The 25,811-nt window shown below is 25.9% G+C and carries 23 protein-coding genes, 1 pseudogene, 1 riboswitch and 1 other annotated feature; all 24 genes and pseudogenes read left to right on the top strand.

Features of this window, described 5'->3' with window-relative positions:
- Window positions 1-2: 2 nt before the first annotated feature.
- The 24 genes and pseudogenes from recO (at window position 3) to AAHM77_RS00980 (ending at window position 25,762) form a co-directional block, all read left to right on the top strand.
- Window positions 3-767 (top strand): DNA repair protein RecO, encoded by a 765-nt coding sequence (recO, locus tag AAHM77_RS00865; RefSeq protein WP_342252250.1) that lies wholly within the window; start codon window positions 3-5, stop codon window positions 765-767.
- A gap of 53 nt (window positions 768-820) precedes the next feature.
- On the top strand, window positions 821-2,191 hold the full coding sequence (locus AAHM77_RS00870) for a glycine--tRNA ligase (RefSeq protein WP_342252251.1): 1,371 nt from the start codon (window positions 821-823) through the stop codon (window positions 2,189-2,191).
- 17 nt (window positions 2,192-2,208) lie between these two features.
- Complete coding sequence (dnaG, locus tag AAHM77_RS00875; RefSeq protein WP_342252252.1) at window positions 2,209-4,164, top strand: DNA primase; 1,956 nt, start codon at window positions 2,209-2,211, stop codon at window positions 4,162-4,164.
- Complete coding sequence (locus AAHM77_RS00880) at window positions 4,157-5,506, top strand: sigma-70 family RNA polymerase sigma factor (protein WP_342252253.1); 1,350 nt, start codon at window positions 4,157-4,159, stop codon at window positions 5,504-5,506. Before dnaG ends, AAHM77_RS00880 begins: the two co-directional genes overlap by 8 nt.
- Window positions 5,507-5,566: 60 nt before the next feature.
- Window positions 5,567-6,892: a sigma-70 family RNA polymerase sigma factor gene (locus AAHM77_RS00885; RefSeq protein ID WP_425288816.1), complete on the top strand. Its 1,326-nt coding sequence runs from the start codon at window positions 5,567-5,569 to the stop codon at window positions 6,890-6,892.
- Window position 6,893: 1 nt separating this feature from the next.
- Window positions 6,894-7,598, top strand: coding sequence for a tRNA (adenine(22)-N(1))-methyltransferase (locus AAHM77_RS00890; RefSeq protein ID WP_342252254.1), 705 nt, complete (start codon window positions 6,894-6,896; stop codon window positions 7,596-7,598).
- The gene (locus AAHM77_RS00895) at window positions 7,576-8,346 is read left to right on the top strand and encodes a Nif3-like dinuclear metal center hexameric protein (protein ID WP_342252255.1); all 771 of its coding nucleotides are present in this window, start codon (window positions 7,576-7,578) and stop codon (window positions 8,344-8,346) included. Before AAHM77_RS00890 ends, AAHM77_RS00895 begins: the two co-directional genes overlap by 23 nt.
- Before the next feature lie 88 nt (window positions 8,347-8,434).
- A complete protein-coding gene (locus AAHM77_RS00900; protein WP_342252256.1) occupies window positions 8,435-8,905 on the top strand; it encodes a hypothetical protein in 471 nt (156 codons plus the stop codon).
- Between the two features lie 110 nt (window positions 8,906-9,015).
- Window positions 9,016-9,573 (top strand): hypothetical protein, encoded by a 558-nt coding sequence (locus tag AAHM77_RS00905; RefSeq protein WP_342252257.1) that lies wholly within the window; start codon window positions 9,016-9,018, stop codon window positions 9,571-9,573.
- Window positions 9,554-10,417 carry a Pr6Pr family membrane protein gene (locus tag AAHM77_RS00910; protein ID WP_342252258.1) on the top strand — a complete coding sequence of 288 codons (864 nt, stop codon included), beginning with the start codon at window positions 9,554-9,556 and terminating at the stop codon, window positions 10,415-10,417. Before AAHM77_RS00905 ends, AAHM77_RS00910 begins: the two co-directional genes overlap by 20 nt.
- A 6-nt stretch (window positions 10,418-10,423) precedes the next feature.
- Window positions 10,424-11,779, top strand: a complete 1,356-nt coding sequence (locus AAHM77_RS00915; RefSeq protein ID WP_342252259.1) for a DEAD/DEAH box helicase — start codon at window positions 10,424-10,426, stop codon at window positions 11,777-11,779.
- 23 nt (window positions 11,780-11,802) lie between these two features.
- Window positions 11,803-12,639 (top strand): SPE_1075/MLC_0560 family membrane protein, encoded by an 837-nt coding sequence (locus AAHM77_RS00920; protein ID WP_342252260.1) that lies wholly within the window; start codon window positions 11,803-11,805, stop codon window positions 12,637-12,639.
- Between the two features lie 69 nt (window positions 12,640-12,708).
- Window positions 12,709-13,044, top strand: a complete 336-nt coding sequence (locus tag AAHM77_RS00925) for a hypothetical protein (RefSeq protein WP_342252261.1) — start codon at window positions 12,709-12,711, stop codon at window positions 13,042-13,044.
- Between the two features lie 57 nt (window positions 13,045-13,101).
- Entirely contained in the window at window positions 13,102-13,836 is a 735-nt protein-coding gene (gene nagB, locus AAHM77_RS00930; protein ID WP_342252262.1) for a glucosamine-6-phosphate deaminase, read from the top strand.
- A gap of 348 nt (window positions 13,837-14,184) precedes the next feature.
- Window positions 14,185-14,266 (top strand) — a sequence feature (ribosomal protein L21 leader region).
- A gap of 12 nt (window positions 14,267-14,278) precedes the next feature.
- Window positions 14,279-14,566, top strand: a pseudogene (rplU, locus tag AAHM77_RS00935) (50S ribosomal protein L21); the annotation flags it as partial.
- A gap of 268 nt (window positions 14,567-14,834) precedes the next feature.
- Window positions 14,835-15,149: a ribosomal-processing cysteine protease Prp gene (locus AAHM77_RS00940; RefSeq protein ID WP_342252263.1), complete on the top strand. Its 315-nt coding sequence runs from the start codon at window positions 14,835-14,837 to the stop codon at window positions 15,147-15,149.
- A 4-nt stretch (window positions 15,150-15,153) separates the two neighbouring features.
- On the top strand, window positions 15,154-15,435 hold the full coding sequence (gene rpmA / locus AAHM77_RS00945) for a 50S ribosomal protein L27 (RefSeq protein WP_342252264.1): 282 nt from the start codon (window positions 15,154-15,156) through the stop codon (window positions 15,433-15,435).
- Window positions 15,436-15,534: 99 nt separating this feature from the next.
- A complete protein-coding gene (locus AAHM77_RS00950) occupies window positions 15,535-16,995 on the top strand; it encodes a hypothetical protein (protein WP_342252265.1) in 1,461 nt (486 codons plus the stop codon).
- 38 nt (window positions 16,996-17,033) lie between these two features.
- A riboswitch (cobalamin riboswitch) is annotated at window positions 17,034-17,225 on the top strand.
- 88 nt (window positions 17,226-17,313) lie between these two features.
- Window positions 17,314-17,781, top strand: coding sequence for a hypothetical protein (locus AAHM77_RS00955; protein ID WP_342252266.1), 468 nt, complete (start codon window positions 17,314-17,316; stop codon window positions 17,779-17,781).
- 85 nt (window positions 17,782-17,866) lie between these two features.
- Window positions 17,867-18,589, top strand: a complete 723-nt coding sequence (pyrH, locus tag AAHM77_RS00960) for a UMP kinase (protein ID WP_342252267.1) — start codon at window positions 17,867-17,869, stop codon at window positions 18,587-18,589.
- Between the two features lie 2 nt (window positions 18,590-18,591).
- Window positions 18,592-19,140 (top strand): ribosome recycling factor, encoded by a 549-nt coding sequence (gene frr, locus AAHM77_RS00965; RefSeq protein WP_342252268.1) that lies wholly within the window; start codon window positions 18,592-18,594, stop codon window positions 19,138-19,140.
- A gap of 15 nt (window positions 19,141-19,155) precedes the next feature.
- Window positions 19,156-20,223, top strand: a complete 1,068-nt coding sequence (locus AAHM77_RS00970) for a phosphatidate cytidylyltransferase (RefSeq protein WP_342252269.1) — start codon at window positions 19,156-19,158, stop codon at window positions 20,221-20,223.
- Between the two features lie 37 nt (window positions 20,224-20,260).
- Complete coding sequence (locus AAHM77_RS00975; RefSeq protein ID WP_342252270.1) at window positions 20,261-21,430, top strand: 1-deoxy-D-xylulose-5-phosphate reductoisomerase; 1,170 nt, start codon at window positions 20,261-20,263, stop codon at window positions 21,428-21,430.
- Window positions 21,431-21,442: 12 nt separating this feature from the next.
- Window positions 21,443-25,762 carry a PolC-type DNA polymerase III gene (locus AAHM77_RS00980; protein ID WP_342252271.1) on the top strand — a complete coding sequence of 1,440 codons (4,320 nt, stop codon included), beginning with the start codon at window positions 21,443-21,445 and terminating at the stop codon, window positions 25,760-25,762.
- The last annotated feature ends 49 nt before the right edge of the window (window positions 25,763-25,811 follow it).

Raw genomic sequence — 25,811 nt, forward strand, 5'->3', positions numbered from 1 at the left:
TAATGACTACCTTTATTGATGCGATTGTTATAAGTAATTATGATTATGATGATTATGCACAAGTAATAACTGTATTTAGTAAACAAAAAGGCAAATTATCTTTTTATGCTAATGGAGTCAGAAAATTAAACAGCAAAAATAAATATTCAGTTGGATTATTTAATTTATCAGAGTTTGAATTATTTTTATCTCCACATAAAGATAAATTATCAAAATTAAAGACAGGTACTTTAATTACAGAAAATATACAAATTAGCACTAATTATGATTCTTATATTTGAGTCTCTCTAATTACAGATTTAATTAATAAAAATTTTGACACACACCAAAAATATCCCACCATTTTCCGGTTACTAAAAGATTTTTTGGAATATATTATTATTTTTTTAAAAAATGATAACAAAACTGTCACAATAGCTTTGTTTACAGTTTGAAAATTATTTAAATATTGCGGTTTTGATTTCCATAATAAGTCATGTGTAAGATGCTCAAAAGAAAACCCGATCGCTACTTTTTCTATAAAGGACAAAGGATTTATTTGTAATTTTTGTTTAGAAAATGATGATTATATATTTTCCATTAATATTTTAAAAATTATGAATTTATGAAATTGTGTTCCTTTTTTTGAAAAAATAAAATATATACACATCACTAATAAAGATTTATTAATTCTAAAAAAAATTATTTTAAATATTTTAGACCAAGAATTGGGTTATATGAGTGCGGCTTTATATAAATTAAGCAATTATGATTTTAAAAAATTTTAATTATTTAATTTATAGTTTAAAATATTATTATTACCAAAATCACAGGAGCAATTATGAAATATAAAATTGATGATATAATCCAACATTTAAAAATGTTTGGTTTTTTCTTTCAAGGTTCAGAAATATATGGCGGATTATCAAATACGTGAGATTATGGTCCGTTAGGAGTAGAATTAAAAAGACTGATAAAAGATTTATGATGAACAACTTTTGTCACTAGAAATGAATATAATGTTGGATTAGATTCTTCAATCTTATTAAATCCAAAAGTGTGAGAGGCTTCGGGTCATGTAAATAATTTTTCAGATCCATTGACTGATTGTAACGGATGTAAAAGTAGGTATCGTGCAGACCAGTTGATTGAAGAACAAAAACCAGATTTTGATTATTCTAAGTTGAGCAATGAGCAATTAAAAGAATATATTGATAAAGAAAAAATTATTTGTCCTTCATGTAAAAAAGCAAACTTTGGTGAAATTAGGGAATTTGATCTATTGTTTCAAACACAAATTGGTGTTATTCGTGATAAAAAATCTGAAGTTTATTTAAGACCAGAAACAGCGCAAGGAATTTTCATTAACTTTAAAAACATTCAAAGAAGTATGCGTTTAAAAGTTCCGTTTGGTGTCTGTCAAATTGGAAAAAGTTTTAGAAATGAAATTACACCGGGTAACTTCATTTTTCGAACTCGTGAATTTGAACAAATGGAAATTGAATTTTTTTATAAACCCAACGATAAAACAGATTGATTTCAAATTTGAAAACTGGAAATTATTAATTTTTTAGAAAACTTAGGAATTAATTTAGAAAATATTTCTTATCTAGAACATGACGAAAAAAAATTATCTCATTATTCTAAAAAAACCTTGGATATTGAGTATAACTTTCCTTTTGGAATCGGTGAATTATGAGGTCTAACATCCAGAACTGATTTTGACTTAAAGAGGCATCAAGAATATTCTAAGAAATCTTTAGAGTATCTTGACCCGAAAACTAATAAAAAATATTTGCCATACGTTATTGAACCATCTGTTGGTGTAGATAGATTAATTTTTGCATTGCTTTGTGATGCATACAGTGTTCAAAAATTAAAAAATAATGAAGAACGCACATTGTTAAAACTTAAACCAATAGTTGCGCCATATCAATTTGCAATATTGCCATTATCAAAACAATTAAACGCTAATGCTATGGAATTATGAAAAAAATTATTACCTAAATTTCGTTGTACTTTTGATACATCGGGTAATATTGGTAAAAGATACCGTCGCCAGGACGCAATAGGTACGCCATTTTGCATTACTTTTGATTTTGATTCATTAAATGATAAAAAAGTTACAATTCGTGATCGTGATTCTATGAATCAGGAAAGAATTTCTATCGTATCTTTAAAAGAAACATTGAAAAAATTAGTTAATAATTAAAATTAAGGACAATTCTAATGCCGCTTATATCTCAAACAATTATTAATCAAATAATTAATGAAACTAACATTGTGAATGTTATTTCAAAATATTTGGATGTTAAAAAAAGTGGTAAAAATTTTTTAGCACTTTGCCCATTTCATAGTGATTCTTCACCGAGTTTAAATATCAATTCAGAAAAGAGAATTTATCATTGCTTTTCTTGTAATGCAGGGGGGAACATCATTAGATTTGTGCAAGAATTTGAAAAAATCACATTCCCTTCGGCAGCTCAAAAATTAGCCAAAGAATTAGGGATTGCAATAGTTGGAAACGATATAAATAATTTTACTTCGAAATATTCTGATAAACAAAATAGAATTTTTGAAGTTAATGAATTAGCGTTTATCTTTTTTCAAAATTCTTTATTTTCTAGTTTGGGTAAAGTGGCAATCCAATATTTAGAAAAGCGAAAAATAACTGAAGATTCATTTGATATTTTTATGATTGGTTATTGTCCCAAATTCTCTAAATTTATTCCTTTTATGTTAGAAAATAATGTAACTTATGATGAAATGTTAAAATTTGGATTATTAAAAAAGACGGATAACAATTATTTTCCTATTTTTGATCAAAGATTAATTTTTACTTTGAAAAATGCCGATTCTAAAATAGTGGGATTTTCTGGAAGAATAATTGATAAAGAGTCAAAATTAGCAAAATATTTAAATTCGCCTGAAACCTTAGTATTTAAAAAAAGTGAATTGATATATAATTTAGATATTGCTGCTAACCAAATTAGAATGAATAAATGTGTCGTTATAGTTGAAGGTTATATGGATGTTATCGCCTTGAACCAGATAGGTATCAAGAGTGTTTTAGCACTAATGGGCACTAAATTTAGTAAATATCATATTAATCAATTGAAAAAAATCACCAATAACATAATTCTATTTTTGGATGGTGATACTCCTGGGATAAAAGCTTCTCTAGAAGTTACAAAAATTTTAATTGAAAATGGTTTTACAATTAAAATGGTTAATAATAAAACTGAATTGGATCCTGGAGAAATTATTGAAAAATTTTCTAAAAATCATGTAATTGAATTAGTTGCAAACCCGATCGCAAACTACTATTATTTTTTAGAAAAATGAAAATATGAAGTTTTTAATAATCAAAGTTTATTAAAAACAATTTATTTTTTAATTTTTTATAGTGAAAAAGGTGAATTTGCTAATCGTAATCATAAGAAAATTATTATTAATATTAGTGAAAAATATAATGAAAATTTTGATGATTTATGAAATGAATTTATTGCTTTAACTAATAAATTACCTAAAAAAACAATTCATGCAGTAGAAAATTTTGATAAAATAAAGTTACTACAACATCCAATTGCGGACAATAAATTATATAATGATTTAGAAGAACCAGATTTTTTAGGTAATGCCAATAAAGATTATTTTTTAAACGAATTTTCTGATGTTTCTAATATTTATCAGAATAATAATGATGAACTAAAAAGTGATGACCAAGTTTTTTATAATTTAAAAAAAGAATATGGTGTTAATATTTTTAATTTGGAATGTAAATTATTGTTAGGAATTTGTAAAAGTAAAAAGGTGAATGATTTTTATCAGAATCAAATTGGACATTTTAACATTCCTTTATTAGGCCTGATTGCTGATAGTGTTAATTTGTGGTACAATGATAATATTGATGTTTTTAGTTTAAATATTAAAGATTATGAAAAAGGTTACAAAACTTATTCTGGTTTAATCCAACAAATTATGAGTGCATTCTTGTTAAATAAACCACAATCAATAGACACTCTTTTAAAATATAAACTTCAAATTGATAATTATAGTGAAATTATCAAAATTGATATTTTGAAAAAGAAATTAAAAAATATTGTTAATTATCAAGATAAACTAAAACTTAGTGAGCAAATTATATCTTTATCCAAAAATATTAAAGGAGACTTTAATGCCTAAGACGTTAAAAAAAACAGACATACAAAAATTAAATTCTTTTGGTGAATTTAAAAAATATATTAATAATTACTTATCAGAAAATAAAAATGTTATTAATCAACAAAAATTATTATCTTTAACTACTGAATTTTTTCCCAAAGTTGATGAAGAATTATTGTCAGAATTTTTCCAAGAATTAATTTCTGCAAATGTTGATTTTTCTGATTTAGATGAAAAAATGACTGATGAAGAATTAAAAGATACTATCGAAGAAAATATTAAGGAAAATAGTAAAGTTTTATTTAAATTTAAAAGTAATTATGGTGTCTCTAACGAAACAAAGACTACTGATATAATTAAGGCATATTTTAATATTCTTGGTGGTAGCAAATTATTAACTCAAGAAGAAGAAATTAAATATGCAAAAATGCTAGATTCAGAAGATGAAACGGAATATAAATATGGTAAAGATAAATTGATTAATTCTAATTTAAAATTAGTGGTGTCAGTGGCGAGAAAGCATTTAAATCGTGGTTTAGATTTTTCTGATTTAATAGAAGAGGGTAATATTGGTCTAATTAAAGCGGTTGGAAAATTTGATTACAGAAAAGGTTTTAAATTTTCAACATATGCAACATGATGAATTAGACAATCAATTACCAGAGCTATTGCTGACCAAGCAAGAACTGTTAGAATTCCTGTTCATATGGTTGAGACAATTAATAAATTAATTAGAATCGAAAGACAGTTAACCCAAGATTTAGGCAGAGAACCAACAAATGAGGAGATCGCTAAAAAAACTGGTTCAGGTATGACAGCTGATAAGGTTAGAGAAATCAAAAGACTTTCAATCGAACCAGTTTCTTTAGAAAAACCTATCGGTGATGAAGAAGACACGCATTTTGGTGATTTTGTAGAAGATAAAGACATTACTTCTCCTAACGAATTCACCGAAAGAGAAGCGCTAAGAGAGGTGATTGATGAAGTATTTAGTACTTTATTGTCGCCAAGAGAAGAAAAAGTGTTACGTATGCGTTACGGAATTTTACCTACTCGTTTAAGGGTGGTTATAAGGTTAGCGACAGAATGTGGTGATCCTAAATTAAATCAATTACTTGAAACTATTAAAAAATTAAAGATTCACTATGATACACCAATTGAATTGGCCCAAAGTAAAGAAAGTGAAGAATTAAATTATCATTTATCTAAATATGATTCACCTAAAACATTAGAAGAAGTAGGTAAAGAATTTAAGGTCACTCGTGAAAGAATTCGTCAAATAGAATCAAAGACTATCCGTAAATTTAAATCAAATACTTCATCAACAAAGTCAAAAGCTTTAAAAGATTTTTTTAAGGGATAATTTAATTAATTTATCAAAATTTAATAATGATTTTATTAATTATTAAGGAAAAATATATTAATGGATAAAATTTTAGAAACCAATAAAATAACTAAAATTAATTTAACATTAAAATTTAAAGAGAAAATTTTAATGTTATTTGAAAATTATATCGAAGATAAAATAAATGACTTCAACAAACACAATTTATCAAAAATTTCATTTTGAAAAAAAGAGTTTCTTTATAGTGATTACGAAAAAATAATATTTGATTTTTTAGAAAAATTAATTGATTCTGATGTTAATTTAAAAACTTTAGAAAATAATCAAACTATTAATTTTAATCAAAATTTATGTGATGCTGAAAAAATTTCATTAATTTCAAAGGATACCAATAATACAGAATTTGTTAAAAATATTACAACAAATAATATTTTTAAAACACATTCTATTTCTCCAAGTTATAATAAAGTTTTGACACGAAATGAAGAAATAGAATTTTTTAAGTTGTTAGAATCTCCTGACAGAAATATTGCTAAAATTGTCAAAGATAAAATCATTAGATTTAATATGAAATTAGTAATTTCTATTGCTAAAAAATATGTTAATCGTGGTTTAGATTTTTCTGATTTAATAGAAGAGGGTAATATTGGTCTAATTAAAGCTGTTGGAAAATTTGATTACAGAAAAGGTTTTAAATTTTCAACATATGCAACATGATGAATTAGACAATCAATTACCAGAGCGCTTGCGAATCAATCTAGAATAATACGAATACCTGTACATGTTTATGAACAAATGAAAAAGCAAAGTGAAGATCCTAGAAAATATTATCGTTATGATATTGATCAATTGACAATAAATGAAGCAGAAAAAACTGTTAATTCAAAAACTTATAATTTTGGTAAAAATATCGCATTTTCTGACGAGGAAGATGATGAGATGGAATCAACATTTTTAAATACAATTAAAGATGACAAAACTTCTGGACCTTCTGAATTTACAGAACGCGAAGCATTAAAAGAAACAATTGATAATATTTTTGATGAAATATTGTCGCCAAGAGAAGAAAAAGTGTTGCGTATGCGCTATGGAATAATGCCTACAGATCTTCAAAAAATTTTACAATTATCTAAATATAGTGATTTTGGCGATGAGCAATTAGAATTACATCAAATTATTAATAATTTAGAAAACTTAGAAAAATCAGTGGTTAACTTTTCTGAATTAAAAAATAATAAAAAATTAAATTATCATTTATCTAAATATGATTCACCTAAAACATTAGAAGAGATAGGTAAAGAATTTAAGGTCACTCGCGAAAGAGTGCGTCAAATTGAAGCAAAAGCATTTGATAAATTTAAATTTAATAATTCAGCAGCATTAAAAGTATTTCTTAAGGGATAACATGAATTTTAAAATTTCTAAAAGATTAGAAACGATTGGTAAAAATATAAATAAAAATGAAATAATCGCAGATATTGGTACTGACCACGCTTTAGTTCCAATTTTTTTATTTTTGAACCAAATCACAAATAGCATTTATGCTACTGATGTTTGTCAAGGCCCTTTAGACCAAGCGCAAAAAAATATTGATAAATTTTTAGAACCAAATTCTTCAATTATCTTAATTAAAGAATTTGGTTTAAAATGATTAAAAAATATTAATATAGATACTTGTGTAATAGCTGGAATGGGCGCTAATACCATTTTGGAAATATTGAAGGATAATAATCGAAAAATTAATCGTTTTATACTAAATGCAAATAATCAAAGTTATAAACTCAGAAAATGATCTGTTGAAAATGGTTATTTAATTGAAAAAGAAATGTTAATAAAGGAAAATAATTTAATATATGAAATTATTATTTTAAATAAACAATTTGGAGAAGAAATAAAATCAGATTATCAAATTTATATGGGTTTAAAACTTGCTCAAAATTACCCTGATTTATATATTGAAAAAAACCAACAGATTATTCAAAAGATGGAATTTACATTAAAAAAAATGAATGCAAAAATTTCTAATTATAAAAAAATTGAAAATGAATTAATTAAAATTAAGAAATATTATTTAGAAGGTTTAAATAGTGAAATTAAAAGAAGTGATTAAAAAAATTGAAAATGAGTTTCCCATTGCATTGGCTGCCAAATGAGATTTTCCGGGATTACAATACGGCAAAAATAAATTTGAAGTAAAAAAAATTATGATTTGCTTAGATTTAACAACAGCAGTCTTGAATGATGCTATTAGTAATAAAATTGACCTAATAATTTCACATCATCCCTTTTTATTTAATGAAAAAATTAAAAAAATAAAATTAAAGTATAAAAATAAAATTATAGAGCAGTTACAAAAACATCAAATTGCTATTTACGGTCTACACACTCAATATGATTCCTCAAAAAAAGGGATGAATAGCAAAATATTGGACGATTTAAAGTGTGAAGATGTAAAAAGTTATAGGAATATTAATTTTATAAAATATGGTAAATTGCCAGAAGAAATTAATTTTGACGATCTGATAGTAAAATTAAAAACAATATTTAATATTCCTTACGTACAGTTTTTAAATTGGGATAATGAGCAAAAAATAAAAAAAATTGCCATATGTGCCGGTGCTGGAGGTGACTTGATAAACAAAATTAAAAGTGATGAAATTGATGTTTTTATAACAGGAGAAATGAAATGAAATGACTGAATTTTATCTTATGAAAATAAAAATAGCGTTATTGTTTTAAACCATTTTATGGAAAATTATTTCACTAACGATATGGATATAATTTTGAAAAAAATATTTTTGAAAGATGACATTAGCATTAAAAAGCACGACATTAAAAGTCCGATAATATATAAATAATAATTATATATTATTATAGATTAATTATCAAAAATAAAGTATAATTATATTATACATTATATATGGATTTACTATGGGGGAGATATTTATGTTAGTGGGGAAATGTGATGGATGCTACAAATTACGTGATGACATCACTGTTACTAATTCTATAAAAATTTGTATAGATTGTTTAGACAATATCGAAGAAATAGTAAAATTTAAAAATCATAGAAAAGGTATTTCTGGTAAAAATCCAAAACAAAATCAAATTATGCAAAAAAATGCATGAAATAAAGTTATTGAATCTTCAATGAATAACGCAACTAAAGCAAGATTAATTTCGGTTAATGCTGTAGATGAACTTAATAACTATACATTTGGAACTGCATGATCTCCTGAAAAAGGATTTTATGACATTAATTATCAAATGGACCCTATTTTGTTAAAAAAAGAAAGTGTTGAAAAGGCGTTAAGAGAGACTGGACCAGGATTGGCATTATCTGTTGATTACACACTTCAAAAATACGCCGATATTTGTTCTAAGGATAAAAAATCAGGGCGTTCTAAAAAAAGATAATTTATTAATGAAAAATTTGATTTATTTGCATGAAAACTTTTTATTTTTATAAAAAGTTTTTTTAATTAAATGATATAATAGTTTCATTAATTAAAAGAAAGTTTTTATTAATGAAAAAAATTGCTAAAATTCTTATTATTATTTGGTGATCATTAATTGGGTTATTATTATTTTGTTCAATAATAATTTTATCTGTACCAGGTGTAGGTGTCAGCAATAGTGGATTAACTGGTTGAGAATATATTGCCAATGGTGATATCGATTGGATATGATTACCTAGTTCTTCACATAATTCCTCTAGTGTCTCAATTGATCCATTTGTTCAAGCAACGGCATCTTTATTACTTTGTGCAATACCAATTTTATCTTTAATCGGGATTCCAATTACAATAAAATTATCCTTCGCAATCACAAGACCTAAATCAATTGAATTTATAGATGCAATTAATAAACGTAAAAAAAATTACAAAAATACAAAAAAAGATGAAAAAAAATCTTATAAATTATTGACTCAAAAAAAAATAGATCAAAAGGTTTATGATGCTATTTTAAAACAAAATGAAGCTAAGAGGGAAAGTGCTAATAAAACTTACTTAGAGTTAAAGAATAAATGAGTTGAGTCTTGAAAAAATCAAAGAGGTAAAAAGAATGTTAAAAACGCAAAATAATATTTTTAATTTTAAAGAAATTCGAGCAGAGCAAATTTGAAAAATAATTTTTAAATTAGTTTGTGCAGGTATTGGAATTAGCTTCCTGTTATATTCTTGGATCTATGGAGTTGTTAATTTACAAGAATTATACAATGATGCATTAATTGATGGCAATACTGCTTATTTTTATAGCAACGCATATACATATACACAATATTACTTTAGTTTTTTTACAATTCAGACTAACATTTTTTGTTTGTTATTTTTCTTGATTGCTGGTATTTGACACAATAAAGAAGGTAAATGAAAAATAATTTCACAAGATATTGCAACACCAATAGCAATATATATAACAATAACAGCCTTAATTTTTAATAGTATGTTATTGCCTGCTATGTTAAGCGCGGGTGGTGTTTCAGCATTAGATTGAATTATTACAGAATGGGAACATGGTTTATTTCCAATATTATTTGTTTTATATGTAATTTTATGAATGGAAAATCGTGAATCATGAGATGTTAAAAAATTCATGAAAAAGAAAGTATATATATATATTTCTTATCCTTTATTATGATGTATTATGGCTATGATACGCGGAACTTTAATTGGAACTTTTAATGAAATATCAGAAACTACTTCTAATCCCGAATATTTTAATTATTTCTTTTTAGATGTTACAACTACAACTTTTGGTATCCCGGGTTATATTTGATTCCTGATTGCTTTTGTCGCCGTATTAAGTATACTTTTGGGAACAGGTGCCCTATATGTTCATTTACAAAATTTAAGTTTAAGATTAATTGACAATAATAAAGGTCCATATCCTTCAAAATCTAAAAAAAATATTAAATTAAATTCTTAAATTTAAATGTTATTTAGTGATTATAATTTTAAAGATTTTATAAACGAAGGAATTGAAAAATTAGGATTTAAAAAACCAACACAATGTCAAAGTTTAGTAATTGGTAAAATTTTAAAACGAAAAAATGTAATATGCACCTCTCAAACGGGTACAGGTAAAACACATGCTTTTTTGTTACCTTTGTTAGAAAGTATTGAATTTGATAATCATCAAATTCAAAAAATTATTCTTGTTCCCACCAGAGAACTTGCACAACAAATCTACAAAAATATCCAGTTTTTCGCCAATATCAATAAACAATTAAAGGTTAGTTGTTTTACTGGTGGTAAAGATATTGAACGCCAAATTAACAATATTAATAATTTAAATCCTCAGATTATTGTCGGTACTCCTACAAGAATTAGGAATATTTATGATTCTAAAAAAGTTATTCTAACCAATGCAAATCAAATTATCATTGATGAATGTGATATGATTTTTGATTTAGGTTTTATTGAAGATCTTGAATTATTAATGAGTAAAATGCGAAAAGATATCAATACGAGTGTATTTTCTGCGACAATCGATCATTCAATGAAAAACTTTCTTAATAAATACTTGAACCAGCCTATAATTGTCAATACTTCTAAAGATTCTTTAGTCAATAAGAACATAGAGCATCGTTTAATTCACACAAAACATCAGGAACGAAAAATTATTTTAAAAAAAATATTAAACACATTCGATCCTTATCTATGCTTAATATTTATTAATAATAAAAAAAATATTGATGAATATTATCATATGTTATTGGAATTAAATTTATCAGTTGTTCGCCTTCATGGTGGATTGCAACCTAGGGAACGAAAGCAAGTTTTGAAAAGAATTAAAAATTTAGAATATAAGTATGTAATTTGTTCTGACTTAGCTTCTCGTGGTATTGATATTGAGGGGGTTAGCCATGTCATCTCAATAGACTTACCTAATAATCTAGAATATTATATTCATCGTTCAGGGAGAACAGGGCGAGGAGATTATAATGGGATTAGTTTTGTATTGTATGATACAAACAATCAAGATTTAGTAAACTTACTTAAAGTGAAAAATATTGATTTTAAATATTATCAAATTCATGAAAATTCTTTAAAAATTATAGATAAGAAAAAAAATAATTTTAAAAAAGATATTAAAAAAAATAAAACAAATATAGAAGTAAATAAAATTATCAAACGTTATAAAATTAATAATAGTGGTAAAAATGTTAAACCAGGTTACCGAAAAAAAATGAAATCTGAAGTTAAAAAAGTCACTAAACAGATTAAAAGAGAAAACATCAGAAAAAGCATTCGCGACCAAAAAAAACGTGAAAAAGAAAAAAGTTAATTTTTAATTTTAAAGTGGTGAAAATGAAAAAATATTTAAATGAAATTAAATTAGTATGAAAAAACGATTGAAAAACAATATTGTTTCGTTTTGGTGTGTATATCTTTGGTGTGTATATCTTTGGGTTAGGTATTGCGTTATATTTAAATACTCAGGTAGGATTATCGCAAATTGATATTACAGTTTATGCATACATTGTAATATCGCATAATATAACAACTGGTGTTGTCACTCCTGAACAAATAACTGATTATTATTCATTGTATTTGATTGTTCTTTATGTTGGTTTATTTATTGTAGGTTCTATTATGAAAATTTATACTACAATAAGAAATTACTTAAAATTTAAAGACACACAAATTATTTATAAGAATGTCACAATGATTTTACTGGACATCATACCTATATTTTTGTGACCATTATTTGTTAGTTTAAGTTCTATGTATGTCCCGATTGATGCTATTGGTCAAATGTCCGCTTTCGCTAGAACTTGGATTTTCATGGGCGCATTTTTACTGTATTGCCTCGGCATAGCATTAGTTGTTTATAGTAATTTATTATTAGGCCCATATAATTCATTGAGTGCTAATTTTTGTGAAATCACTAAGATTAATTATAAAGTATCGAGAGTATTATTTGACTGTTTAATTGCTTCAGTAGGAATAATCTCATTATTGATCAACAATCCTCCAGGACTAAATATTTTTTGAGATAACTATTTTGTTTTTGGGACTATTTTTATGATGTTTATTTCTGGTCCGATAATTGGACTTATGTTGAAATACTTAAATCAAGCAGAAAAAATATTTAAAAATAAAAATATTAAGCATTATAAAACTCAGTTAAAAATTAATAATTAATTTTTTTATGTTTTATATTTTTAATTTTATGTTAGAATGTCAAAGTAGTATTTTGATAGGAGAATATAAATGTTACCAAATAGTATACAAAAGTTTATAGATGATTTTGCAAAAAAACCATTAGCTCATTACGAAAAAAAGAATCCGGATTTTTTGTATGACTTTGTACGTCAAATTTCTTGAGATGATAAATTCGATGTTATTGAAAACTTTATTGAAAGCAAAAAAGTTGAAGCCGCAGCAAATTTGATTGATGCAGAAATCGTAGAATTCCTAAAGTATGAATTTAAGAAGAAATGCATTGGCACTTCTCCGGAAAAATATTTAGAATACAAATTAATCGTTAAAGAGTATGAACAAGCTATCAAAGATGGCATCGTCCCTGATCCAACAAAAAAAGGTTAATTATAATTATTTATTTTTTATCAAATAGAAATTTAATTTCTTGCGAAAGAGGAAAAAATGAAAGTAATTGTTCTAAATAGCAAAGAAGAAATAGGAATACAGACTTCTAAAATTATGATTGAAGAAGTCAAAAATAAATCTGATACTATTTTTGGATTAGCAACAGGTTCTTCTCCAATTACTACATATGAAGCGATAATCGGAGATCATCAAGATAAAGGTACTGATTGAAGTAAAGTTAAAACTTTTAATTTAGATGAGTACGTAGGTTTATCACCTGATCATAATCAAAGTTACCGCCACTTTATGAATGTCAATTTATTTGATCACATTAACATCGATAAAAAAAATACCTTTATACCTACAGGGGTAGGTGATTACGAAGGTTTTGCTAGCAAATATGATGATTTAATCGCAGAGCACGGTGGCATTGATGTTCAATTGCTGGGTCTTGGAACTAATGGGCACATTGGTTTTAATGAACCACCAGTTGATTTTGAGTCAAAAACATCTGTTGTCGATTTGGTTGAATCAACAATTGAGGCAAATTCTAGATTTTTTCAATCTATTAATGAAGTACCGAAAAAAGCTGTTTCTATGGGGATTCAGACAATTATGAAAGCGAAAAAAATTATTTTAATCGCTAACGGTAAGTCAAAGGCAACTGCTATTAAGCAGTTGATCGAAGGAAATGTCGATAAAAATTGGCCATGTACAATTTTACAAAAACATAAAAATTTAACAATTATCATTGATGATGAAGCATCATCGCTCTTATTAAAAAAATATTAAATTTAAACTTTACTAAAATATTAAAATATTAAAATATTAAAATTAGCAATTATTAAAATATTAAATTAATTTTCGTGTTTATTTTCTTTCATTTATATTAAATAACATTATTTGAAGTGTTTACTCCTTTTGTATCATTTTGTAAAACATAATTAATGAATATAAATTATAAATCTTGTCTTTTTAAGTCTGTTTACAGAAAAAACGTTTTATAAAAACCCCTTATTTTAAGGGGTTTTTAATTTTAATTTATTTATTTGCAAAACAAAATTCAATGTAATAATATTTATTTAAAAGACTATTATATTGTATTTATTTTATTTATTATGTATTATTAATAATGGTTGTTTTTAGTTTCAACCGCTCTTTTTAAAAGTAACTAAATGGTATGAGATAATTACCTACTTTCAAGGCGAGTCTAAACTAAAGAGGAGAACAAATAATGCTTGCAATAATCAAAACAGGTGGAAAACAATTAAAAGTTTTTGTAGGAACAGAAATATTTGTAGAAAAACTGGAATTAGAAGCTAACGAAACTGTTACTTTTGATGAAGTTTTAATGATGGATACCAAATTTGGTAATCCATATTTAAAAAATGCTTCTGTAAAAGGTGTAATTTTAAAAAATGATCGTGCAAAAAAAATTGTGGTATTTAAATATAAACCTAAAAAAGATTCTCATAAAAAATATGGTCATCGTCAACCATATTCAAAAGTGTTTATAGAATCGTTTATTTTAGATGGTAAGGTAATTGCTGAGCAAAAAAATACTTCAGTTAACGCTGAAAAAGCCTTAAACGAACCAGAAATTAAAGCAATTACAAAAAGTGAAGCAACAGAAGTAAAGACAATAACAAAAAAAATTGAAACTGTTGAAACTAAGGTAGAAAAATCAAACACAACTAAGGTTGCACTTGAAAAAAAAGAAACTTTAAAAAAACCTGTAGATAATATTAAAAAAGCAATTCCTAAATCAGGAAGTGTAAAAAAATAATTTAATGGTAAAAATTGATATTGTTAAAAAACAAGGTTTATTTCATTCTTTCCTAATTAAAGGTCATGCTAATAGTAATGAATTAGGAAAAGATTTGGTTTGCTCCGGATTAACTGCTATTACAACCGGTTTTATGAATAGTTTGGATAATTTATTTCCAAAACAAACTAAGTTGTTAGCAAAACAAGGTTATGTTTTAATTAAAATTTTAGTTAATTCTGATAATATTCAATTATCAAGCAAAATATTTTATTACCAATTATTAACTATATATCAACAAAATAAACAATTTATTAATTGAAAAGAATTTGAGGAATAAACAAATGAAATTTAATTTAGGTTTACAATTATTCGCTTCTAAAAAAGGAGTAGGATCAACTAAAAATGGTCGTGACTCTGAATCAAAACGTCTAGGGGCTAAAAAAGCAGATGGTGAAAAAATAACTGCCGGAGCAATCATTTTTCGCCAAAGAGGAACAAAGATTCATCCAGGAAATAATGTCAAAAGAGGCGGGGATGACACATTGTTTGCTTTAATTGATGGTTTTGTTAAATACGAAATGATTAATAAACATCAGAAGAAAGTTTCGGTTTATACTAAATAATTGAATTTAAAATAAAAAAATCATTAAATAATTTGATGATTTTTTTATTTTAAATTTTGTTATACTATAATTATAATTAATGAATCCAAAGGGTCTAAAATGAATATTAAAAAAATAAAAACAAGATTGAAATATAATATAACGTTTAGTTTTATTTTATTCGTCCCTATTATAATGTTTATGGTCATGGTGCTTATAGATCCAAACATTAATCAGATTAATAGTGTTCGTTATTTAGACTTTTCTAGCATTACAAACCAAGTCGATCAAAATGATGTGGTTTCTTCAATTATTCCAAGGGTATGAAAAAAAGATGCTATTTTAATGTTTTTAACACTATCTATCTTTTTTTATTTAGTTGCCAATGCTATTTTATTTTCTTTACTTTTTCATTCTAAAATTGAAGATGATGAATTAAAAAATATTGAAAGTAATATTTTTGATGTAGGTTTTAATAAATATAAATTACGTTTTACGATTTCTTTGATCATTGTTTGAATATCATTTTTAATATCGATTATTCTATTTTCTGTAGCAGAACAAGAAGTGTCGATCATTAATCAATGAATTGTCAATCGCCCGTTAAATGTTGATGCACAGTCAACTTATTTTACTAGTTATTTACAAAGTTTATTGAATATAAATATTTCTCCTGCTTTAAATGATGCCTTAAATGATTGATTTAATAACGTGAATAACGGTTCAACTATACCAGCTTTCCAATGATTGAATACAGCATTTCTTATTCCGATTTCATTTGCCTTTTATTTTATTTTATTCGCCCAAACAATCACAAATGTAAAATGATTAAATCCAAAAGAAAAAAGTATGTTTGTTGAAAATAAAAATATTTTGAAATCCATCGATGGTTACCAAAATATTAAATTAGTAAATAAATTAAAAAGTATGGATTCGCAATTTATAGTACTTTTTTTTGTATTATTATTGAGCATCGTGTTTTTACCTGAATGAATTAATATTTTATCTATATTGTTAGGTGATTCTGATCGAAGTAAAATTCTTGAATATACCTATTTCAAACCATATATTTTACCACCTAATGATACGAATTTGATGCATGATTTTTTAGTTTATTCTTATGCTGTTCAAAACGTAGATTATAATTTATTTAGTATATTATGATTACCCTTTATTGCTTTATTTTTATCTAATGTATTAACAATCTTGATGTATTCTTATCGCCATTACTTCAATCGTTTATCACGTAATGCATTGTTTTTATATTTAATGCTAATCTTTGTATTAATGTTATTGTGTTTATCAACAATAACATTAAGTGAATTTTCAATTGAAAGTATCGCCAATTTCTGAAACAGTTCTAGCTCTGGTATTCCTGCATCGATTAAAAATTATATTTTTGGAGTTGATGAGAAAGTTCAAAATATATGAAGTAGTAAAAATGAAATTGTTTCTCTTATTATTTTGATAAGTAGTTTTGCGATAACAATATTTACATTATCAATGTATAAAATTAATGAATTGAAAAATGATAATATTGTTTTTGGTTATCAAGAAAATGTATCGACAGAATTACATTAATTTCTTATTGTAAACTATCGTTTAATCAGTAATAATTATTTTATTAAATAAATAAATGTCATTATTTATAGATCAATATAAATAATTTAAAATGGAATTAAGTGAAATTCTTAAACTGCTCCAGCAACTGTGATGATGATGAAAGCTATGTTACCACTGTATATTTTACGGGAAGGATAGTTAGTAAAGAGAAACTAAGTCAGGATACTTGCATTTATGTTTTAATGTTTTGGTATTCTGGGTGTAATACTTACATATTATTTTTCAGCAACAAAACACCTGCAATAAAGACAGGTTTTTTGTTGCTGAAAGGAAAAAGTGAATAACACAAAAAATAACATTTTAAAAACAATCTTATTTTTTAGTATAATCTTATTATTTACTTTTGGTGGTTTATTTGGTTATTACTTATTTAAATATAATGTTCTGGCTAATGATTCAGATGATATCGAAAATTTATATTTTAATGTGTCTGTAATAGATGAATTAACTGATCCACAAAATAAGTACCAAGCAGACTATATGTTTGAAGCAACAGCAAATAATTTAGGTGATTCCTTGTTAGAACATTCTGATATTTTCGATATCAATAATGGAATTTTAACCCATATCAATGAAACACCAGAAGCACAAACTCCCACTTGAGTAGGAGGTTGAAAAAATAATTTCTGGTGTGTTTACTATAAAAAAGGTGATGATTTTATTCAAGCACCAGTTGGTATTATGAATTTAAATTTTTTACAATACTCAAATGTATTTCAAATTAAATATACAGATTTTAATTAAAATTAAAATAAATTAGCTATAAATTTAATTTTTTTTATAAATTGTTTTATAATATATACAAAATTATATTCGGAGGTATTGTGTTTTGCTAAAATATAAAAGGTGCTTATTAAAATTATCAGGCGAGTCATTAGGCGGTGTCGAAAAAGGTCAACTTTATTCTTTCGAAAGACTAAATGATGTTGTTAAACAAATTATTAAATTAAAAGAAGAAGGCATGGAACTTGGTATCGTTGTTGGTGGTGGAAATATCTGACGTGGTGTTTTTGCAGATAAAATCCATATGGATAAAATAAACGCAGATTATATGGGGATGATGGCAACTGTCATGAATGCCTTGGCGTTAGAATCAGTTTTTAAGAAAAATAATTATAATAAAGTAATAATTACTTCCGCAATTGAAATTAATAAAATTGGTGAACCTTTTTATCACAAAAAAGTGATTAAACGTTTAGAAGAAGGTTATATCGTTATTATGGCAGCGGGTACAGGATTTTCTCATTTCACCACTGATACCGCAGCTATTTTAAGAGCTATCGAAGTGAAAGCGGATATTGTCTTTATGGCTAAAAATGGAGTAGATGGTGTGTATAGTGACGACCCAAAAACTAATCCAAAAGCTACAAAATATGATGAAGTTTTATTAAATGAATTAATTAAAAAACAATTACTGGTTATGGACCAAACTGCCTCAACACTTGCGATGGATGGGAAGATCGATATTTTAGTATTTGATGTAACAGAAAAAGATAATATTTATAAAGCAGCACATGGGACAGCGAAAGTTACAAAAGTTATAGGAGGTTAGTTATGGAAAATAATATTTTAAAGTTAATGACAGACAAAATGGATAATGTAATAAATAATTTAAAACAACACATAGCAACAATCCGTACTGGGCGCGCAACGCCTGCATTATTGCATGGAGTTAATGTAGAATATTATGGAACCCCAACTCCTGTAGAACAAATTTGCGCTATTTCTTCTCCAGAACCGCGTATGTTAATGATTAAACCATATGAAAAAACAATGACAAAACAAATTATCGCAGCTATTAATGCTAGTGACTTAGGTTTAAACTGTAATGATCAAGGTGATATTATTCGCATCAACATTCCACTGTTGACAGAAGAAAAACGTAAATTAATAATTAAGCAAATGTTAAAAGAAGTCGAAAATTATAAGGTGACAATTCGAAACGAACGCCGCGATGCGTTGCATAAAATTAAAAAAGACAAAGAAATGAGCATTAACGAAGTAAAGATTCTGGAAAATGATGTTCAAGATTTAACTAATAAATTTATAAAAGAAATTGAACAATTAGCTCGGCAAAAAGAAAAAGAGTTATTAAAAATTTAGAATAAGAGGAAGTTAATGGATAAATCGCAGATTAATGAATTGAAAAAAATAAATTCAGAAAAACAAAAATCTGAAAAAAAACAATTAAAAAAATCAATTCGTAAAACACAAAGTGATTTATTTTTTTCTAAATTAAAACTTGCCAAAAAAAGATCGCGATTTTTTATTTTTATCATTTTATTAATTGGTTTAGCAGGTTATTTATTTGTAGGGGCAATTGCGTCTGAATGAATTGATTTGCCAAATATTGTTATCGCCAATTATTTTTTTATAAGTTTCAATACAATAATTTTATTAATTGCTAATGTAGAAATATTAAATTTAAATAAAACTAAAATTCCATTAGGTCCAAAAATTATTTCATATTTCCTTATTGTATTAATGTATTTAACACCGTCATTAATGTATTACGATAAAATTTTATACCCCCCTGGTTCTGCTATTAATTTTAGTAGTGATATTAATGTGATATTATTTTTTGTGTACATTATTTATTTAGTAATTTATATTCTTCTTGGTTTATGAGGTAAGGATAATAAAATTTCTATAATGTTTTTTACTTATGCTTTAAGTAATTTATTAGTATTTGCTTTTAAAGCCATGAATATTATTATGTTGTCTACAGATCATGGATTATCAAACCATGGATGAATTGCAGTGTTGTGATTAATGCTGATAGTCATTTCGGCGGACACCTTTGCGTATTTAGGTGGTTCTAAATTTGGTAAAAATAAACTAGCACCTTCAATTTCTCCGAACAAAACAAAAGAAGGTGCTTTGATTGGGTGAATAGCTAGTTCAATCATAGGAATAGCCTTTGCTTTTTGCTTTTTTGGGAATTTTGATTATTATTTTTTCCCATCAGAAACTCTAGGCCTACGTTGCTTTTTATATGTGATTTTACCTATTTTTTTAAGTGTATTTTCGATGTTAGGCGATTTACTATTTTCTTATGTAAAAAGAAAATATGGAGTTAAAGACTTTTCTAATTTATTAGGTGCCCATGGTGGTGTTTTAGATCGTTTAGATTCTGTATCGTTAGTATTTTTTATAATGTATTTTATTTGTATGATTTTGTTATAAATTAATGAACTATAATTTGATCAAGAGGTAAAGTAAAATGGTAAACAATAAATCGCTATTTATATTAGGTGCTTCTGGTAATATTGGAAAACAAACTCAAGAAATTATTTTGCGCAATCCAAATTTAAAATATGATGTTGTCGGCATTAGTGTTGGCAAAAATATTTTTGAACTAATGAAGATTTTGAAACGTTTTAAAACAATAAAATATGTTTGAAGCATTAATGTTATAACTATCTCCATTAAAGAAAAATATCCACATATTCAATTTTTGCATAGCGATAATACTATTGATAAATTTTTAAAAAATGATCCATTAGCATTCAAATTAAATGCTATTCAAGGTAGCGCTGGTTTAATTTGAAGTTATCACATTTTAAGTAATCAACAACAAACTTTATTGTTGGCTAATAAAGAATCATTGGTTCTTGCGGGTCAATTATTAAATACATTAAAAATAAAAAATCAAAATAAAATTATTCCTGTAGACTCTGAACACAATGCCATTTTATCTTGTTTAGAAGAAGGTAATAAAGTTCATAAAATTATTTTAACTGCCTCAGGCGGACCTTTTGTAGATAATAAAATATCTGAATTGAAAGATGTAACCTTGTCACAAGTGATAAAACACCCCACTTGAGATATGGGAATACCAATTTCGATCAATTCAGCAACCATGGTTAATAAAGCTTATGAAATAATTGAAGCTTATCATTTATTTGGGATTAAAAATATAGAAGTTGTGATTCATCGTCAATCACTGATTCATTCAGCAGTAGAATTTGAAGACAAGAGTATGAAACTATTGCTGTCTAATCCAGATATGAAACAAGTTATTAGTTATGCGTTATCCTATCCAAAAAGAGTTATTGATTCTACCTTGAAACCAATTGATTTAGGTAAACTAGAAAAAATAACTTTCGAACCAATTGACACTAATCGTTTTAAAGTTATTACTATTGCAAATTATTGTGTTAAATATGCGCATTACAATTCATTTAGTGTTGCTTTAAATTCTATCAATGAAACTTTACAGATTTATTATTTAAAAGAAAAAATTAATTTCTATGATTACAATTTTTTATTAATTAAATTGTTTAAAACTATTAAGCCATTAAAATTGTGTAAACTACAACAAATAATTGATTATCATAAACAAATTGAACAAGAAGTCATTAATTATTTAAAACAAAATCAATATTTATAACATGGTGAGAATATGAACAGAGAACTTGAAAAATTATTTAATAAATTAAATTTATCTTTAGATTTGATAACTAATTATGGATTGAAAATCGAAGGTGATGTCATTTTTGATAACAATGATCAAAAATGACATTTAACAGTTTCTCAAACAATTATTTTTTCATTGGATGATTTTAAAGAAGTTTATTCTAGGGTTATTGATAATAATATTTTTGCAATAAAATTCATTAATAATTTAAAAATTATTAATGATGAAGTTCTGAAATATTACTTTTTGTTTTTTGCAGAAACTAATGACAAATTTTTAAATAGTTTTTTATACACTAAACAAGAAAATATTAATTCGATAAACAAGAAAATTATTTTCGACATTAATGATTCAGTACAAAAAAATATTATTCAAAAATGAATTAATTATAATACACCATTTTTTGAGCAGTTTGGTTTCTTTCAATTACAATATGATTTTATAACAACCCCGCTATCTGAAGAAGAAGTAGAAAAAAAAGAATCAGTAACTCAAGTGACAAATGCAAATAATTTAAAACCCATCATTAAGAAATCAGAACCTAAAAAAAATAATTTTAAAAATGCAAAAAATAAATCTAATTCTAAAAATTCAATTTCAATTGCTGACATAATAGACGAAGAAGAAGATGTTGTGGTAACAGGTGAAGTATTTAATAGTTCTTTTTTTGAAACTAAATCAGGATGATTCATATTAACTATTTCAATTACCGACTATCATAATTCAATTAGAATTAAAATGTTTATTAAGGATGAAAACAAATTAAAAATATATTCTAATTTTAAAAAAGGACAATGAATTAAAACCCATGGTGCTATTCGCTACGACAAATACGACAAAGATTTAGTGATAATAGCAAAGGAAATAGAATCAACTGATTCTCAATTGGCAGTAATTAAAGATGAATTTGAAACAAAACGTGTTGAATTACATTTACATACTCGAATGTCAGTTATGGACGGTGTTTCTGGACCAGATGATTATTTTAAAAAAGCTCAATCATTAGGCCACAAAGCAATTGCCTTTAGCGATCATCTGAATGTTCAAGCTTTCCCTGAAATTTATAATACTAGTAAAAAATTTCCTGATATTAAACCTATTTATGGTGTAGAGATGGAAATTATTGATGAAGTTGTTAAGTATAGTTGAAATAATAAAGGGGTGAATTTAAAAGAAACCAAATTTGTTATTTTCGATTTAGAAACTACAGGTTTGAATTCTAATTATGATGAAATTATTGAATTCGGGGCTGTTACATTAGAAAAGTACAATCAAGGTGCTTCAGAAAGTATTGATTTATTAATTAAGTCAACCGAATCAATTTCTAGTTTTACAACTGAATTAACTGGAATTACCAACCAAATGTTAAAAGATAAACCTTCAATTAAAGAAGTTTTTCCAAAAATTATTGAATATTGCAAAGACGCAGTCTTAGTTGCTCATAATGCCAATTTTGATATGAATTTTTTACAGTCATGAGCTGTTAAATTAGGTTATCCACCATTTGATAATGTCGTAATAGACACTTTACAAATTGCTAGAGCTTTAAAGCCTCAATTAAAAAGTTACCGTTTAGGTAAAGTGTGTAGTAAATATAATGTTGAGTATAATGAAGCAGAAGCGCACCGTGCTGATTACGATGCTGAAGTATTGGCGAGATTATTTTTAAAAATGTTTGATGAAATGTTTAATAATTATAAAGTAGAAACTGATCATGACATTATAAATATCCATAAGGATGTTGTTTATAATTATCAATATGGAAAACATATTGTAGTTTTAGTTAAAAATCAAGCCGGACTAAAAGATTTGTTTAAATTAATTTCCAAATCTTATATTGATCGTTTTTATAAAAGTCCAAAAATTTTTGTCTCTGATATTATAAAAGTCCGAGATAATTTATTAATTGGTTCTGCTTGTGTTAATGGTCAGGTTTTTGATGATGCGCTAAATAAAAGCGATAAAGAACTAATAGAAACAATGGATTTCTTTGATTACATTGAGGTTCAACCCCTAAGTGTATATAAGCATCTAGTTCAAAAAGGCAATGTTAATAACACTGATTTACAAAAAACTATTCAAAAAATTATTAAATTAGGAAAACAAAATAATAAAATAGTAGTGGTTACAGGTGATGTGCACTACGCTAATGATTATGAAAAAATCATCAGAGAAATTTATATTCACTCTAAGGGTTTAGGTGGTATTAATCACCCATTATTTGACTACAAACAAAGGATCCAAGATTTTCCAGATCAATATTACCGTTCTACCCAACAAATGATAGATGAGTTTCATTTTTTAAACGATATGAAATTAACCGAAGAAATCGTTATTACTAACCCTAATTTAATTAACGATCAAATTGAAAACATTCAAATTATTAAAGATAAGTTATATACTCCGAAAATTGATAATGCCGATAATCTATTAAAAGAATTGTGTTATAAAAATACTAAAAAAATATATGGTGAAATTATTCCAGAATTAATTAAAAAAAGATTGGATCGTGAATTAGATTCTATCATTAAACATGGATTTGGTGTAATTTATTGAACCGCACATCAATTGGTGAAAAAATCTATCAACAGTGGTTATTTAGTTGGTTCCCGAGGTTCGGTCGGAAGTTCTTTTGTGGCTACTATGGCAGAAATAACAGAAGTTAATCCTTTAGCTCCACATTACATTTGTGCTAAATGTCAGTTTTCTAATTTTGACATTCCAAAAGATATACGTTGCGGTTATGATTTAGAAACTATTCAATGTCCTAAATGTGGAAATGATTTATATGGTGAGGGCCACAATATTCCGTTTGAAACTTTTTTAGGTTTTAATGCCGATAAAGTTCCTGATATTGATTTAAATTTTTCAGGAGATTACCAAGAACAAGCTCATAATTATACAAAAGAATTATTCGGTGAAAAGTATGTTTATCGTGCTGGTACTATTTCTACCGTTGCTTCAAAAACAGCTTATGGATATGTTCGTAATTTTTTAGAAACGAAACAAATATTAACCGACTATCGCCAATCAGAGGTCGATCGTTTAACTCAAATGTGTGAAAAGGTTAAAAGAACAACAGGGCAACACCCTGGTGGAATTATTGTAGTTCCTAATGAGTATGAAATTGAAGATTTTTGTCCAATCAACTATCCTGCAGATGATATTAATTCACACTGATATACTACGCATTTTGATTTCCATTCGATTCATGATAATTTATTGAAATTAGATATTTTAGGCCATGTTGATCCAACTGCTTTAAAAATGCTAGAAAGAATTACCGGTGTAAATCCCATAACTATTAAAACTAATGATAAAGAAGTTATTAGTTTATTTAATAATTTGAATACTTTGAACATCACAAATCCAAATTTCAATGAACCCACAGGAGCACTAGGAATTCCAGAATTTGGAACTAACTTTGTTCGTCAAATGTTAACTGAAACTAAACCCAAATCTTTTGCAGATTTAGTGCAAATTTCTGGACTATCTCATGGTACAGATGTTTATGTTGGTAATGCTAAAGATTTAATTGAAAATAAAACAGTGGATATTTCTGAAGTGATAGGTTGTCGTGATGATATTATGACTTACCTAATTAATCATAATCTAGATCCTAAATTATCATTCGATATTATGGAAGCAGTGCGTAAGGGTAAAGGTTTAACTGATGATAATATTGCTATTTTAAAAAAACATAATGTGCCAGAATGATATATAAAAAGTTGTTTAAAAATTAAGTATATGTTTCCTAAAGCACATGCTACAGCTTATGTATTGATGGCTTTTAGAATTGCATGGTATAAAATTAATTTTCCTTGTGAGCATTATGCAACATATTTTACAACACGTTCGAGTGTGTTCGATATTTGAACTATCCATCAAGGGTATAGTGCAGTGTTTACCAAAATTCAATACATTACCAATCAATTAAATTCTGACAATAAAAAAAGTGTTACTCAAAAGGAAAAAGATTTATTGCCCATTTATGAAATTGCATTAGAAATGTTGTCAAGAGATATTTCTTTAGATAATGTTTCAATTTTTGAATCAGCAGCACGTGAGTTTACAATCAAAAAAGAAGGGAATGTTCGAAGTATTATTCCTCCTTTAACTGCAATTGATGGTTTAGGTGACGCAGTTGCTGATTCTATTGTTTGTGCAAGAGAAGAAAAGCCGTTTTCTTCAATTGCTGATTTTAAAAAAAGAACTTCTGTAGGAAAAAATATTATTGAAGAATTTCAAAGATTAAATGCTTTAGGAGATTTACCAGAAGACGATCAATTAACTTTTGATTTTTAATTTTATAAACCATTGAAATTATAGTATAATTATATTATATGGTTTATTG

It is taken from the genome of Spiroplasma endosymbiont of Amphibalanus improvisus, assembly GCF_964030645.1.
GTDB lineage: Bacteria > Bacillota_I > Bacilli_A > Mycoplasmatales > Mycoplasmataceae > CAXIPX01.